General features: G+C 41.4%; 12 protein-coding genes and 1 pseudogene. 6 read left to right on the top strand and 7 right to left on the bottom strand.

From position 1 onward, the window contains the following. Positions 1-255: 255 nt before the first annotated feature. The 3 genes and pseudogenes from PUQ00_RS13865 to PUQ00_RS13855 form a co-directional block, all read left to right on the top strand. A pseudogene (locus PUQ00_RS13865) lies at positions 256-409 on the top strand (transposase); the annotation flags it as partial. A gap of 94 nt (positions 410-503) precedes the next feature. After that, on the top strand, positions 504-1,931 hold the full coding sequence (locus PUQ00_RS13860; RefSeq protein ID WP_300417270.1) for a HAMP domain-containing sensor histidine kinase: 1,428 nt from the start codon (positions 504-506) through the stop codon (positions 1,929-1,931). Between the two features lie 364 nt (positions 1,932-2,295). Then, complete coding sequence (locus PUQ00_RS13855) at positions 2,296-3,000, top strand: hypothetical protein (RefSeq protein WP_300417268.1); 705 nt, start codon at positions 2,296-2,298, stop codon at positions 2,998-3,000. A 157-nt stretch (positions 3,001-3,157) separates the two neighbouring features. Here the strand turns inward: PUQ00_RS13855 and PUQ00_RS13850 are convergent, their stop codons facing one another. Together PUQ00_RS13850 and PUQ00_RS13845 are read right to left on the bottom strand one after the other, a co-directional pair. Further along, positions 3,158-4,285, bottom strand: a complete 1,128-nt coding sequence (locus PUQ00_RS13850) for a tetratricopeptide repeat protein (RefSeq protein WP_300417266.1) — start codon at positions 4,283-4,285, stop codon at positions 3,158-3,160. 98 nt (positions 4,286-4,383) lie between these two features. Further along, positions 4,384-5,013, bottom strand: coding sequence for a sigma-70 family RNA polymerase sigma factor (locus PUQ00_RS13845; RefSeq protein WP_300417263.1), 630 nt, complete (start codon positions 5,011-5,013; stop codon positions 4,384-4,386). Between the two features lie 196 nt (positions 5,014-5,209). Between PUQ00_RS13845 and PUQ00_RS13840 the strand changes: the two genes are divergently transcribed. Next, positions 5,210-5,806: a glyoxalase-like domain protein gene (locus PUQ00_RS13840; protein WP_300417260.1), complete on the top strand. Its 597-nt coding sequence runs from the start codon at positions 5,210-5,212 to the stop codon at positions 5,804-5,806. 140 nt (positions 5,807-5,946) lie between these two features. Here the strand turns inward: PUQ00_RS13840 and PUQ00_RS13835 are convergent, their stop codons facing one another. The 5 genes from PUQ00_RS13835 to PUQ00_RS13815 all read right to left on the bottom strand — a co-directional run bounded on the left by PUQ00_RS13835 (position 5,947) and on the right by PUQ00_RS13815 (position 11,985). Then, complete coding sequence (locus PUQ00_RS13835; protein WP_300417257.1) at positions 5,947-7,596, bottom strand: iron uptake porin; 1,650 nt, start codon at positions 7,594-7,596, stop codon at positions 5,947-5,949. A gap of 129 nt (positions 7,597-7,725) precedes the next feature. After that, positions 7,726-8,355 (bottom strand): Crp/Fnr family transcriptional regulator, encoded by a 630-nt coding sequence (locus tag PUQ00_RS13830; protein WP_300417255.1) that lies wholly within the window; start codon positions 8,353-8,355, stop codon positions 7,726-7,728. Positions 8,356-9,162: 807 nt separating this feature from the next. Further along, entirely contained in the window at positions 9,163-9,831 is a 669-nt protein-coding gene (phoU, locus tag PUQ00_RS13825; RefSeq protein WP_300417253.1) for a phosphate signaling complex protein PhoU, read from the bottom strand. A gap of 28 nt (positions 9,832-9,859) precedes the next feature. Beyond that, positions 9,860-11,179: an ATP-binding protein gene (locus tag PUQ00_RS13820; protein ID WP_300417250.1), complete on the bottom strand. Its 1,320-nt coding sequence runs from the start codon at positions 11,177-11,179 to the stop codon at positions 9,860-9,862. Between the two features lie 53 nt (positions 11,180-11,232). After that, positions 11,233-11,985: a response regulator transcription factor gene (locus tag PUQ00_RS13815; protein WP_300417247.1), complete on the bottom strand. Its 753-nt coding sequence runs from the start codon at positions 11,983-11,985 to the stop codon at positions 11,233-11,235. A 547-nt stretch (positions 11,986-12,532) separates the two neighbouring features. On the opposite strand from PUQ00_RS13815, the gene PUQ00_RS13810 reads away from it, so the two are divergent. Both PUQ00_RS13810 and PUQ00_RS13805 read left to right on the top strand, forming a co-directional pair. Next, positions 12,533-13,516, top strand: coding sequence for a hypothetical protein (locus PUQ00_RS13810; protein WP_300417244.1), 984 nt, complete (start codon positions 12,533-12,535; stop codon positions 13,514-13,516). A 53-nt stretch (positions 13,517-13,569) separates the two neighbouring features. Further along, positions 13,570-14,649 carry a hypothetical protein gene (locus PUQ00_RS13805; RefSeq protein WP_300417241.1) on the top strand — a complete coding sequence of 360 codons (1,080 nt, stop codon included), beginning with the start codon at positions 13,570-13,572 and terminating at the stop codon, positions 14,647-14,649. Positions 14,650-14,774 lie beyond the last annotated feature (125 nt).

Raw genomic sequence — 14,774 nt, 5'->3', positions numbered from 1 at the left:
ACAATAAACATATTAAGTTAAATGGTGCTTGAGCATAACGCTGAGGCGATCTTTGGCTGTGATTCTCTACCTCGCCACTGGTAAAGGACGGACATAATGCTTATAGGACTTACGCAATAACTCTCTGAAACTCTTATTCTTTTGCGGTTCGTTTTTTCATGATTTTGCGTAAGTCCTGGCTTAAATTAAAAATCTATTTGTATCTAAATAACTTCAGTTAAAGACTAGAAAATAAACTCGCGTAGGTACGAAACGTTTAAAGGTCGCTCATCTACATACTTGAGGCCAGAATTTCCTCCAACTGTTGAAATTTCCTAGTCTATGGACACATTCGTACATGTTTGACACTACGGGAAAACTTAGCACTCAGAAAGTTTTAAAGTACATTAATCATCCACATCACGGATGAATAAATTCAGGAAAGTTCGCTTATATCCCCCGGTTAGAAGCACGGGGGCTTTACGCATCACTAGTCGTAATGTCGGGATATTCAGTCAAAAAATATGTTTCAGGCTACTCGTCGCCGTCTGGCAATTTGGTATACTGCCGTCACTGCCGTATTACTACTACTGTTTGCCAGTGGCGTTTATTTATACGTCCGTAGTACACTGATTGAGCGGATTGATGATACCCTTAACCATGTAGTGGAAATAGTCGGGCGATCTTTGGTGATTGAGCCAATCAACAACCATGCTGATCGGTTCCGGATTAATGTAGAAGCTAGTTTTCGCGACAACACTGGCACTGTAGAAGATGACCACATTGACCTAGAGTGGTTTAGTCCAACTGGTAAGTTACTTTGGTCAACTTTATCCGAACCTTTAAATATTCCCATTCATGGCGATCGCACTGGTGAAACTGTGCGCGTAGTCAAGGGAGATAGTGAAAATTCAAAATTCAAAATTCCCCACTCACCACTGTTATTACGCCAAGTCACACAACGGGTAGAAGTGAGACGGCAAGTATTAGGATATTTGCGTGTTAGTCATCCCTGGTTTGAAGTCACTAAACCTAGTCGCCAGTTAATTTTTGATTTGGCACTAGGTATTGGGTTAATGGTGCTTTCTGTCGGCGCAAGTGGCTGGTTTCTTTCGGGTAAAGCGATGGAACCTGTAGATCAATCTTATCAACGCCTCAAACAATTTACTGCTGATGCTTCTCATGAACTTAGAAGTCCCATTACTTTGATTCAAACAAATGTGCAAGTTGCCCTTGCTGACTTGGATTTAGTAGAGGCAGAAGCGACTACTTCTTTACAGTATCGGCAACAGTTAAAAGTGGTGGAACGGTTAACGCAGCGTTTGGGTAAGTTAGTCAATGACTTACTGTTTTTAGCACGGCAGGATAGTGGTATTAGCAAAGATACTTTTTCAGCTTGTCCGATGGACGCTTTGCTGATGGAGGTGGTTGGAGAACAACAATTGTTAGTCCCTGAAAAAGAAATTGCCCTTTCTTTAGATTTAGTTGATCCTCCCGCCTGCGAAACTAGTCCCGAATTACTAGAAAATTGGTTTACCCTTGTGGGCAATTGGGATCAACTGGTGCGGCTGTTCACAAATTTAATTGCTAATGCCTTGCATTACAGTTCAGCAGGTGGACGGGTGAAAGTGGAATTGGCGCGGATAGAGGGAACAAATCGCGTTTCTGGATTACGTTACACCAGCGCCCAATTGCAAGTTAAAGTAAGTGATACCGGTGTTGGAATTCCAACGGAAGCACTACCACGCTTGTTTGACCGCTTTTATCGGGTAGATCCGGCACGTACTCATACAACTGGCAATACAGCTACAGCCAGCGCTACTGGTTCAGGATTGGGATTAGCGATCGCTCAAGCTATTGTCGAACATCACCAGGGTCATATTCAAGTTGAAAGTTCCCTTGGCAAGGGTACGACGTTTACTGTGACTTTACCAATAACTCTTGAGTCTTAATATTGAAGTTTTCAGTCTTGAGAATGAAATATATTTATTTTTTTAGATTATTTCCGTCTCCTTAGCTAGAGATGAAAAATCAAGTGGTTTATTAAAATATAGATGTAATCAACAATTGTTGAAGAAGAATACATTCGTGAGAATGCAATCAGTGGGGGATTCAGACTCGCCACTGATTGAAGACCACAAAACAAGAAAATTTGGTGGGGTGCAAAAACGCCGTTTATTCATCCACCAGTCGCACAAAATACCCAAGTGAATTCTGGCGACTGACACCTTTATTCTGTTTGATAACCCCTAATTTAAGTTACTGCTTTAAAAAACATTTAAGAAAGAAAAATTGAAGTTTTTCTAGGAGTGAATAATGAATATGAAGTCTCAAAAATTTCGCAAGTCCGCTGAGTTATTTGCCGCTATTTGTGGGGGCTTACTGATTACTCTGCCACTAATTTCTCAAGCAGTAGCACAACAATATACTCCCAAAGTTAACCCTTGTCCTAAGATTTTTTACGAAGAACCACATAATAATCAGGTTGTAGTACCACAAGGATGTCCTCCCAACGCGCTAACACAAAGACTAGCTGCTCAAGGGCTTCTTCCCGTTCCTGCTACTCCATCACAAGATCAAACAAGATTGGGTGTCGGCCGTGAAGTTCCACAACCAGGAGTCAGATCACCAGGCCCAGCCCGTGGAGATCAAAGTCAACAGCCGATACCAGAGGGGGGTTCCACTAACCAACCACCACAAACCCCGATCGCGACGATCGCACTGAATAATGGTAAAGTTGATATCAGGTTTGTGAATGACACTGCGGCTAATGTAACTTACCAAGTGATTGGCGATACGGCACCGCGATCGCTACAAGGTAAGTCAGATGTAATATTGCAAGGTTTAAAGGCACCAGTAACGGTGACATTTCAACGAGATGATGGCGGACAGTTGATAGTGACTCCACAGCCCTCTTCAGAGCCAGGAAAATTGGAAGTTAAATTTAATGAAGCCACCGATGCAGCACAGGGTAGAAGTGCTATGAGAATTGAACAAAACGGCTCAGTGTTCTTGAATTAGTAGGGGCAGAGCGCGGGTTAAATTATATTAGGACTTAGGTAAAACCGTAGGGGCAATACCCTATAGGAAGCCGCTTCTCATCTAGACGCACTCGCGAGTCCGTCTAGATGAATTGCTCCTATTCTCAACAATGCAAAAGATTTTCGATGCCGTACTCCTACTTTCGCCGAAGCATTTTAGTTAGCTGATCCAGCAATTGCACTTCTCGCTTACTGTCTTCCAATGTCCGCGCCAGTATAATCGCCCTTTCGTAAAAATTGCGGGCAGTTAAGTAATTACCTTGCTGCTCGTATAATTGAGCATAAGATTCAAAAGATTTTAATTCTTCTGGCAAATTTTGGAATTCTTCAGCGAGTGTTAAACGTTGCTCTAGTAAATCAAAAGCCCTTTCGTAGCGTCCCACAGCACTGTGAGCTTTAACTAAACCGTCAATTGCCCGTAATTCATTAGTGCGATCGCGGTTAGTTTTAGCTGTCTGCATTGCTACCCCATAAGTGGCAATGGTATCCTGATAATTTCTAGATGCTAAATAAGCATCACCTAAATTATTTAGGGTATTTGCTTCACCGATGGCATCGCCAGTCTGACGGCGGAAAATTAAAGCATTTTCATACAATTTAATTGCTCTGTTATAATCTCCCAACCTAGCTGCTACTAGTCCCAAATTACTCAAAGACAATCCTTGACCTTCAATATTTTTGACATTGTGAGCAATTGCGAGTGCATCTTCAACTGTTTTACCAGCAGCAGCCGATTCTCCTTGTTGCAGGAAAAATGTACCGAGATTATTCAGCACAAAAATCTGAGATTGGAAGTCTTTAGTATCACGAGCGATCGCTAATCCTCGCCGTAAAGAATCTTCCACCTCTTTTAAACTACCTAACTGGACATAAGCTTTAGCGAGCAAATTGTAAGTCTGACCTTGTGCTTTCAGGTCGCCAATTGAATGATATAGTTCTAGTGCCCGTAAGCAAGACGTAATTGTTTTATCGGCATATCCTGAGGCGTATTGTTGTTGACCGATACCCAGTAAGCCGTCTGCTTCATCTCTTGATTGTCGCCCAACCGAACTATTTAAAGGGCGATGGAGTTGTTGCGTAATATCAACCGCACCCGCCGCGATCGGACTCAGCAAAAAAGTAAGCAGTAAAATACTGGGTAAAAGTACCTGGGGAGGAGAAATCGCCCGCCAGTTACTACAACTCTCTTGAGATGAGCATCGCACTGGCTTACCTACACAAATTAAGCCTACCTTTTGCCTGGGAAATACCAGCCGTTGTTTCATAAAAATTACCCGTAAAGTTGCGGGTTTAAGCAGAAGGTCTAAGAAAAAGTTTTAAGCTTTTAAATTGAAGACAATCAATATACGCGTTTATACTTAAGCTAAGATTGACTAAAATCTTCCCCAAAGTAGATGGCGCGGATATCTGTGGGTAATTTGTCCTCTAACATACGATAGCCTTCCTGGAGAGAATTGGCTACAACACTTGGAGCAATCGCTTCTCCTTCGGCTTGCAGATAGGCAGCAATTCTAGTTTCGCTCCAGTGGAAGGTTTGAGCCATTAACACCATTAATCGCAAAACTGGTGGTAGTTGGTCTAACGCCTGTTCTACATAGCACCATAGTGGGGGCGAAGTCGCTTGGAGAGAATAATGAATTGCTTCTGTGGGTGGTAGTTTAATCTCGTTAATACAGAAAGCTGTCATATTAATTAACCAATTTTGCATGGTTAAGGCTTCCTCACCTGATTGAGAGTCGGTCAAATTTAGTCCACCGAGTTCGTAGTAAATATGCCGCCAGGTGAGGGCAAACAGATAATCTGCCTGCACAGGCGATCGCGCCGAATGTCGAATTAAGGTATACACTATGGGACTATAGCGGCAAAAAATCACCGTAAAATACTTTCCGGCATCTGGATAACGCTGAAACAGAGTTAGTAGTTCATCGTCACTGTGATGAAACAGCGACTTCACCAGGGGGTGATTAGCTTCAGGAAAATGAGGAATTTGCACAAGCCTTTGAGTTGATAGTTGTTAAAATAGTTTTGGGAATTGAACTCCGGTAGTTAATCGCATAATATCTTGGTGTTGACCAGTTTGTAGCCCAGACTCAGACTACTTGAGTATTGATAAACTAGAAACAAGGACTTAATTTTAGTCTTAATCGACAATCATAAAATCGGCTCACTTATAGAATCCTTATTTGTTCATGGTTATAGCAGTTAGTGTGATATCGTTCCTGCTCAGTCCCCTTACCTTAGGCTCCTTTCTGCCTTCTCTGCCCTTAGATAGCCTATTTTCCACCCAAGGCATTATGGTAATGCTGCTAGCAGCTTACGCTGGTGCGATGTGGATGTTCCTCACCAGTGCCCCAAAAGTACACACTGTAATGGTGTCAGATTTGGAGATTGCCCGACAGTTGTATGAAGGGCTGCTAGATTTGCCAGCAGCTGAGGTGCCATTGCACTACTACTACAACTACGAACAAACTATCGGCGCAACTGGCATTGATCCACTATATATGTCTACAGGGCCGAGCTTATCTAGTAAAATGCTGAATAATGCCAATGATGGGCTGTGGTATCAATTGAAGAAAAATACCCAGCTACACATCATTACTGGCGCGAGTTTAGGTAGCAAAAATCAGCAACGCCACGTTTGTTTTGACCACGACTGCCTGGAAATGATTTTAATGCGAGTCGAAACGCGCGGTTTGAAATTTAAGATTCGTAACCAGAAGCCCCTGAATTTTTTGGTTAAGGACTATGAAGGGCGGGTTATTGAACTGGCTGAAGTAGCAAATTAGTGATTAGGTTTTGGCAAAGCAGAAAAACAGAGGCATGGACTATGATGCTGCTTCCTCTAGATTGAAAAATCTAAAGAAAACCCCACCTTTAAGTGGGGTTTTCTTTATCTAATTCTGAGCTTTATATTTCATCACTCATTTTAGAAGGTGAAGGTAGTACGTAGAGTACCTACATATTCAGTGTCGTTGTTGTCGTTGTGCTCTGGATTGAAGATTACCAGCACGCCAGGGGTCACTTGAATATTATCGGAAAGCTTCAACTTGTAAAGACCCTCTAAATGATAAGAGGTATTGTCGTCTAAGTTAACATTGCCGGCAGCTGTTTTTATGCTACCACCAGTGACTCTGGGTGGTTGACCAAAGATAAAACCTAAGACGTTGCCTTCTCCACCAAAGTCTTTCAAAGCAAGTGCTCCAGCCCAGTACCAAATATCTGCATCTGCACCGGCATTGGCGCCAGTTATAGCATCGGCAGTTGTATAACCTCCCCAACCACTAATAGCCAACTTAGAGCCAAGTTGGAAGGTTGCCTCTACACCATAGTTGTTGGATTCGGTACGAGTGTTATTCCCAAAGGGATTGTTGGCAAAAGCACTACCTGTACCTTGCAAAAGGTTATTGTTAACAGTATTGTTAACAAGATTAGTTTGATAAGTGCGGGCGTAGGTTAGACCAATATTAAAAGCTTTGCTGGGTTGGAAAGATAACTGACCAAAGATAGCGTTATCACCATCCAACAGCCCATTATTAAGGCTAGGGTCATTAGCAGTCCTAGCTAGATAAGCACCGCTCAAGCTGATCGGCCCTTTAGGATTGAAGGTAACAGTTATACCAGCGCCACCGGCACCTTGACGATAAATGGGGCTGAAACGTCCATACCGAGAAAGCGCACCTCTAGCAGAGCTAGCAAAGTCAGGGTTGAAGTTATTGACATTCTCCCATAACTCTCCACCAGTGGCATCAACTTTGACACGTACTGCGTCACTAAAGTTGAAAGCATAATTGATTTTATCAATACTAACGCTGTTGTTGCTGGGAGCAGGGACATCATAGGCCAAGCGGGTCATGTTAGTACCGCTGATAGCAGCATTAGAAATGATGTTGCCAGCAGTCAAACGGATTTGCAACTGGTCTTTACCAGTGAAACTGCTGTACAAGTTCAAACGAACGCGGTCAGAAAAAGTGGTATTAGAATCCAAGTTTTGATTTGAATTACCAGCAGGAACTGCTCTATCTCCACCAAAAACATCAGACACGTTGAAAATCGCTTCCCCAACCAACTTGGTGGTAGTAGAGAATTGATTCGCTTCCAACTCCGAAGTGCGGGCTTCTAGTCCATCGACACGACCGCGCAAAGTTGCTAGTTCGGCAGAAAATTCTTCTTGTAAGCGCTGTAAAGTGGTCAGGTCTTGTTTATTGACCAAATCGGCTGTAGCTGTAGCAATCAGTTCGTTAACCCGGTCTAAACAGGCATTCAAACCTGCGGCAAATTCATAACGGGTCAAAGCACGGTTCCCGCGATAAGTACCGTTGGGATAACCTGCAATACAGCCGTAGCGCTCAACTAGAGATTGTAAAGCTTGGAATGCCCAATCTGTAGGCTGCACATCTGAAAACTGCGAAACTGATGTTACCTGACTCATGTTATTAGGATCTTGAGCTTCAGATAACTCGGCAACATTTGTTACCTCTTCGTTGACTTCAGCAGCTAAAGCACTATTCGCAGCGAAAAATGCAGCAGCTACAACAAGCGGACTAACCTTAAAAAGATTCCAGAATCGTTTTGTCATGTTTTTTGTTCTCACTCACACCTACAATAATCCAGTCATGATAAAATGCTTATAACACTTTCGTTTCGGGGATTATACACACAATCACAGCCATGATTATACCTTTATCCTGTGATTAATACAAGTCAATTAGCATATTGCTGAACTATAATTTTTAATTAATTTATTTGCTGAAGGCAAAATAATGCGGCGTTTGTGACGTAAAACTGTTCCTTCTTCCTCCAACTGTTGTAAAAGCCGGGTAACTGTTACTCGTGTGGTATTTAACACTTCAGCAATATCTTGATGGGTAACATTTAGATCAATTAGCTTACCCTTATCTACATCACGTCCAAATTTTTCACTTAACCAGACTAAAAACTGCCATAGGCGTAGCGAAATTGGTTTTCGATGCACAATACTTAGTAGATCCTCTGCTTGTTGAATATGAGACAACAAAGCATTAATATTTTGATGCCACAAATGAGGTGGCACAATGCTTACTTCCACGCCTGTGAGACATTCAATCTGGTAGGGCTTGACCCTAGACAAAGGATAGCCAATCAGATCGCCCAGTCCCCAATAACCGAGAGTGATGAATGTTCCGTCTTCACTCCACGTTAAAGTACGAACTGCACCGTGATCAATACGCCAAAGTACGTCATCTTGAAGTGGAATTATTTCCCTACGGATAAATATCTGCTGGGGTAATTGTCCACTTAAAGCAGAGCTATTTGACACGGCAGAAGAGTTTGAAGTAGGACTTGTGGAATACATCATTAACCGTTACTACATAATTATCAGGGAATCTCGCTATTTACAATGATTAAGAAACTCTAATAATTTGTATCAAATTTTACCTATATCTCTGAAGGTTTATTGTTCTCAATCAGAGCTAGAGACTAACTCAAAAGCTTTTTATGGAAACAAGTTCTGGTTTGAGGTATCTATCAGTGAGATAGAGTTGGAATTTTTCAGTTGTTTATCCGTTACTTTAATTGTGCAAGTTTAAGAAGAGGTAAGCTTTTAGTAAAATATTTAGTTAACTTATTTTTAATTATTTGGTATTTTCTGAAGACTAAGTAAGTATCAGGGCTATTTCGTTGTAGACAGAAACCGCCTGAAAATATATTTCCTTTTCTTATAGCCCAAGTCCATTGAAATGGACTGAAATCTTTTCTCAGTCTTCTTTAGAAGACTTTCGCTATTAGCCTAGTAATCATTACTAGCACAGTACGGCGTAAATAGCGCAAAGTCTGAGCGGCGGTTCCCGCCGTTGGCGCAGCCCGCCGCAGGCATCAGAACTTTGCAAGACAACATACCATTTCAAATGGCGCAAGAGCTTGGAATCTAGTTCTTTTGACTTTTACTTCGGCTACGCTCAGTACAAGTGACTTTTACTTCGGCTACGCTTAGTACAAGTGACTTTTGACTTCCACCTTGCGGTACTAGGCAGTTGTTGGGACTGGTGCAAGATTTAAGTTTTAACGGACTATAACCTTTACGCAAAGCTGTACTAAGTCCCTTGAGTCGTCAGCCTTTGTTGTAGAGGTAGTGGCTTTAGTCTGTGGACTGATGAACAGTCAGTTAAGAGCGTTGACCGGTGACAATATATGCCACCCTTTGACCGATGTTAGTGGCGTGATCTGCCATACGTTCCAGGCAACGAATTGCCAGTGCTAGCAGTATAATTGGCTCAACGACACCTGGCACATCCCGTTGTTGGGCTAAACTCTGATATACGTAATCGTAGGCATCGTCTACAGTATCATCTAGGTGCTTTAAACGACGCCCACCGGCTTCATCGAAATCTCCTAAAGCCTTCAAGCTAGTTGCTAGCATTGCCTGCGCGTGAAGGGACATAGCTTCAATATCTGGCAAAGACGTATGAGGCGGATAAGGAAAAATTTTAATTGCAATCTCAGCTAAATCCTCAGCATAATCGCCAATGCGCTCTAAGTCTCGCACCAACTGCATAAAGGCACTTAAGCAGCGCAAATCTTGAGCCGTAGGCGCTTGCAGCGTCATAATCGCCGTACAGTCTGATTCGATTTGTCTATAAAAACGATCAATCTTTTTATCTAATCGGGGAAGTTCCTCAGCTGCTGTTAAGTTACGAGCAAATAACGCTTGGTGGCTAAGGCGAAACGATTGTTCTACCAAAGCACCCATGCGTAATACATCCCGTTCTAAGCGCCTAATGGCGCGTGCGAGTTGGGGTCTTTGAGGATTGGGACTATAATCGACAGCTTTCACACTTGTTGTCTCAAAGGTGAAGATATTATTAACTATAGTCTTGGCTTAGGAAGTTTGCCATAACTTCACGAAATTGGAGTTGCATCCACGCACCACCAGTTTCTGGATGGTTCATAGCTTTGATTGAACCACCGTGGGCGATCAAAATTTGCTCAACGATCGCTAAACCTAAACCATTGCCAACGATCGCCCCTATGGAGTTACCATCTTGGGGGGAATGGGTTCGCGCTTTATCTCCTCGATAAAATCGCTCAAAAACGTGGGGTAAATCTGCCTCAGAAAAGCCGACTCCAGAATCAATAAGATTTATTTCGAGAATTGGGGAAGCAGCATCGCCCCGATTATTCGTTGATAAAATTTTTGCTTGGACTTGAATGCTTGTACCAGGAGGACTGTACTTAATGCTATTGTCTAGCAAGTTGAGAAAAACCTGGTAAATACGGGCTTTATCTGCCTTAATCCAAAGATTTTCTGGGCCAGAATAAGAAAAAGACAGATTTTGGCGTCCTGCCAAGGGTTCTAGTGTTTCCCAAACAGATGCAATCAGTGATCGCAATTCTACAGCTTTGGCTTGCAATTGCATATTTGGGTTTGCTTCCATTTGGGTAAGTTCTAACCAGCTTTGCACTAAGTTAATCAGTCGGTCAACTTCTTGCATTAGGCGGTTAACCCAGCGATTTAAAGGTGGTTCCAAACGGTTTTGTAAAGTTTCTACAACCAAGCGAATCGAAGTTAGCGGCGTTCTGAGTTCGTGTGCTAGATCAGAAAAAGAGCGATCGCGTACTTGATTTATATCTAAGAGGGGTTGACGATTTTCTAAAAAGACTCCCACTTGTCCATTGGGTAAAGGCAAGCTAGACGCCCGCAAAGCCAGAGATTTTATTGTTGGCATCTCTGCGGCATCCTCACAAGATGGATGAAATACCCATTCTCCCATTTGTGGTTTTTGCCGATCACGAGTTTGCTCAATTAAATGGTCAAGTTCGTAAGACCTTACCAACTCTAGTAACAAACGCACCTGTTCTGGTTGCCAATGCAGATACAAAATTTCCTGCGCCTGTCGATTACACCATAGCAGTTGATTTTCCTCATCCACCTGCAAATATCCTACTGGTGCAAAATCTAGCAGGTCTTGGTAAGTTTGCAACGACTGCTGCAAATCTTGCCGTTGCTGTTTCACCATCGCTATTTCCTGCCACAATCCTGGAATCAGCAGCAGTCGCATCTTGTAAGAATGCGAGGTTAACGGTCGGAGTAAACGCCCCAGGTAGCGGTTAAGTTGAACCTGTTGCCAAACCCAAAACCCAATGCCTACCGCTAAACCCAGAAAAAATCCCAATAAGAGCATTTGAGTTGTTAGTTTCTTGCTTACAACTAAAAACTAACAACTATCTAAACTAATTATCCAAACCTATAGCCAAAACCTCGTACAGTCACAATATATTCGGGATGACTGGGGTCTTGCTCTAATTTTTCGCGCAACCACCGAATATGAACGTCTACAGTTTTACTATCGCCGACGAAATCTGGCCCCCAAACCTGATCGAGCAATTGTTCCCGTGACCATACCCGGCGGGCGTAACTCATAAACAATTCCAGCAAGCGGAACTCTTTAGGGGAAAGACTCACCTCTTGACCACGAACCAGCACACGACATTCTTGGGGATTCAAGGTGACATCCTTGAATTTTAATACTGGTACTGGGGGTAAATTACTTAGGCGTTGGCGGCGCAATAGAGCGCGACAACGAGCCACTAACTCGCGCATACTAAAGGGTTTGGTCAGGTAGTCATCTGCTCCCACCTCTAACCCTAGAACGCGGTCAGTTTCACTACCCTTAGCACTGAGCATTAAAATAGGTACTGGGTTTCCTTGATGACGCAACAAACGGCAAATATCTAGCCCATTGATTTGAGGCAGCATCAAATCAAGAATAACCAGATCAAAAGGAAGTTCCCCTGAATTGGTTTCAAAACTTTTGAGATACTCTAGAGCAGACCGCCCATCGGGTGCAGTTATCACCCCATAACCTTCTTCTTCCAGAGCTACAGCTAGCATTTCCTGGATTAATTCTTCATCTTCTACTACTAAAATACGGCTGGTTTGTCCAATGTCCGTTCTAGCAGAATATTTGGTCGATTCACTGGTATACATTGATATCACAAAAGTCGGTGACTGTGCTTGTATCAATTAGGATGATTGAGTCTATTATCTCGCCTTAGTGCAACCGCGCTTCTATAAGGGTTAATTCTTTGAGATTTTCTTTACAAAAAGTAATATATGCCACAGCAACCTCCTAGATCAAAAATGACTGTGGCTACAAGCTTTTAACAATAGGGATCAGGTGATCGGGAAAGATATTTTATTGTGTGACGCAATTACATAAAAAACTCCACCCACTTTTGGGTTGGAGTTTCCCACCCCTTTCGATGAAGGATTGTCTTGACAAGAGCAGATAAAGTTGAGTATATTTACTTTAGTACAAAAATACTAATCTATCTCAAAGGGTAAACTAGAACTGAAAAACACAAAGACACTTATGTAGGAAAATCGCACCCCAACTAAGTGTCAGATGGGAATATTTCAGTATTTACACTGAGCTAAAAATGTTGATTTAAAGGCTACCCTGATGTCTGCATAGGGTAGTTCTTGGTATGGCTTGCTACCTCATAAATCATTGCTTATTGAAGGGAGTTGGAAGATGACTATAGTTGGAGTCAAGGACAGCAAACAACAACTAATGCAAGCATTTCAACAAATTATTATCCAAAGAAAAAAGCTGGAATCTAAAATAGCAACCAAACAAGAGGAAGCAGAAAAGGCAAAAAGTCAAGAAACTCTGCAAGCAGCTTCTGCATATACGGTTGATAGTATTGTCAAAGGTTTAGCTGATTTACAATTGGAATTTGGCAGTATTCTCAACGCATTATCTGAAAAACTAGCTCAAGAAAATTCCAAGTTAGATGAATTGAACCGAGCTATAGAAATTGAAACTCAACGCCTACAAGAGTTTCAACAAATCAGAGTTGTAGCGGATACTCTAGACATTTTAAGTCAAGAACACCAAGAAAAATTAAAAACCCTAGAACAAGATACTATCAGCAAAAGGGAAGCACTAGAGAAAGAAATTACAATCAGGCGGAAAGAATGGCAAAAAGAGCAAGCAGAATATGAGGAAGAACTCCAAGCATATAACAATTTATTAGCCAAAGATCGCCAAGAAGAACAAGAAGAGTCTCACTATAAGTTAGAAACTACTCGTAAACTCAATACAGACAGCTACGAAGCTATAAAACGCCAACAACAAAGGCAAATACAAGAAAATTCTCCAAATAAAGAGAAAGATTGGGCAGAACGAGAAAAGATATTCGCTGAACGTCAACCACTTTTTGCGGACTATCAACAAAAAGTAGCTACATTTCCTAACGAGCTGGAAGAAGCCGTTAAGAAAGCTAGGGAAGAGGCAATTAAAGAAACAAGCCAAAAAGCTAAAATTGAGGCTGATTTATTTGATAAAGATTGGGAAGCTAATAAACAGAGTTATGAAATAAAAATTCAATCTCTGGAAGAAATAATTAAGAAACAATCTGAGCAAATAGAAGGTATTTCTGCTCAATTGCAAACTGCATTAAAACAATCACAAGATTTAGCGATGAGAGCTTTTGGTAGTTCTAATCCTAAATAGTTATAAGTTTATAACATTTTAATCATTTTTAATTCCTGAAGAGGAGGTTTATTGTGGTGCTAAAAAAACCGACTGATAAGAATACAAAAGTAGAAATTCTTCAGGCGTATGAGGAGTTATCTCAAGAAAAAGCAACACTGAAATTGCAACTCGATGAAGTTGGCAAACAAAACCAGTCTGGAACTAAAGAACAGCCTAAATTAGAACAAAAAGTAGCTATGCATCAGCTTTCTAGTGTCCAAGAAAAGATGAACAATACAATTGAAAACTTGCAAAAAATTCAATTAGGTTTTGGCAGTGCTGCTAATGAATTATCGGAACAGCTAACCATAAAAGCCTCTAATTTAGAAGAGATCAGGCGAAATTTAGAAGAAGAAATCCAACAATTAACACAGATGCACAATTTGGAAATCTCTGATGATATCTTGGATACTCTTATCCAAGCTTATGAAGATAATACCAAAGCTTATCAAGAAGAATATAGCCACCGTTCTGAAGTTTTATTCCAACAAATACTAGAGCAAAGGAATACTTGGGGAAAAGAACAGGACGAACAGCAACGGGCGACAAAAGAACGTAATGAAAACTTGAATAAAACTCGGCAACGCAATGCTTCAGAGTATAAGTATAATTTAGAACTCCAGCGAAAACTGGAAACTGACGAATACGAACAAGAGCAGAAAGCACTATATAAGCAGCTGGAAGAATTACTACAAGAAACAGAAAAACAGTGGGCTGAACGAGAGAAAGCAATTTCTGAGAGGGAGAAACAATTTGAAGAATTAAAAGCGAAGGTAGAGGCTTTTTCCAAAGATAAAGAAGCAGCTATAAAAAAAGCTATAGAAGAAGGTAAAGGTATCGCCCACTATCAAGCTAAAGTTAAATCGGATTTATATTCTAAGGAAGTGGAAGGACAAAAGCGTTTCTATGAACAAAGACTGCAATCTCTAGAACAAACTATTACTAATCAAGAGATGCGGATTCAAAATCTTTCTAAACAACTTGAATCTGCTCTCAAACAAGTTCAAGATTTGGCAGTTAAAGCTATTGAAGGTAATTCAAATGTTAATTCATATCAGGCAATCAAAGAAATAGCTTTAGAACAAGCAAAAACTCAAGCGAAAAATAAATAAGCTGATTTCGTCAGAATTTAGGAGTCAGAATAGTTAAAGAATCAGCATAACATTTGTTGAAGAAGAATTCAGAAGTCAGAATTCAGGAGTCAGAATCAATCAGTCGGGGATTCAGACCCGCGACT

Origin of the sequence: Nostoc sp. S13, from assembly GCF_029379315.1 — a bacterium.
In the GTDB taxonomy this organism is placed as follows: domain Bacteria; phylum Cyanobacteriota; class Cyanobacteriia; order Cyanobacteriales; family Nostocaceae; genus Nostoc.
Note: the sequence above shows the minus strand (reverse complement) of the source record. Positions and strands in the feature narration are given on the sequence as shown.

Excerpts from the sequence above, each read along its gene's own strand:
- PUQ00_RS13835 (WP_300417257.1), bottom strand. The coding sequence starts at position 7,596 with ATGACAAAACGATTCTGGAATCTTTTTAAGGTTAGTCCGCTTGTTGTA.
- PUQ00_RS13815 (WP_300417247.1), bottom strand. The coding sequence starts at position 11,985 with ATGTATACCAGTGAATCGACCAAATATTCTGCTAGAACGGACATTGGA.
- PUQ00_RS13830 (WP_300417255.1), bottom strand. The coding sequence starts at position 8,355 with ATGATGTATTCCACAAGTCCTACTTCAAACTCTTCTGCCGTGTCAAAT.
- PUQ00_RS13820 (WP_300417250.1), bottom strand. The coding sequence starts at position 11,179 with ATGCTCTTATTGGGATTTTTTCTGGGTTTAGCGGTAGGCATTGGGTTT.
- PUQ00_RS13810 (WP_300417244.1), top strand. The coding sequence starts at position 12,533 with ATGACTATAGTTGGAGTCAAGGACAGCAAACAACAACTAATGCAAGCA.
- PUQ00_RS13860 (WP_300417270.1), top strand. The coding sequence starts at position 504 with ATGTTTCAGGCTACTCGTCGCCGTCTGGCAATTTGGTATACTGCCGTC.
- PUQ00_RS13850 (WP_300417266.1), bottom strand. The coding sequence starts at position 4,285 with ATGAAACAACGGCTGGTATTTCCCAGGCAAAAGGTAGGCTTAATTTGT.
- PUQ00_RS13855 (WP_300417268.1), top strand. The coding sequence starts at position 2,296 with ATGAATATGAAGTCTCAAAAATTTCGCAAGTCCGCTGAGTTATTTGCC.
- PUQ00_RS13840 (WP_300417260.1), top strand. The coding sequence starts at position 5,210 with ATGGTTATAGCAGTTAGTGTGATATCGTTCCTGCTCAGTCCCCTTACC.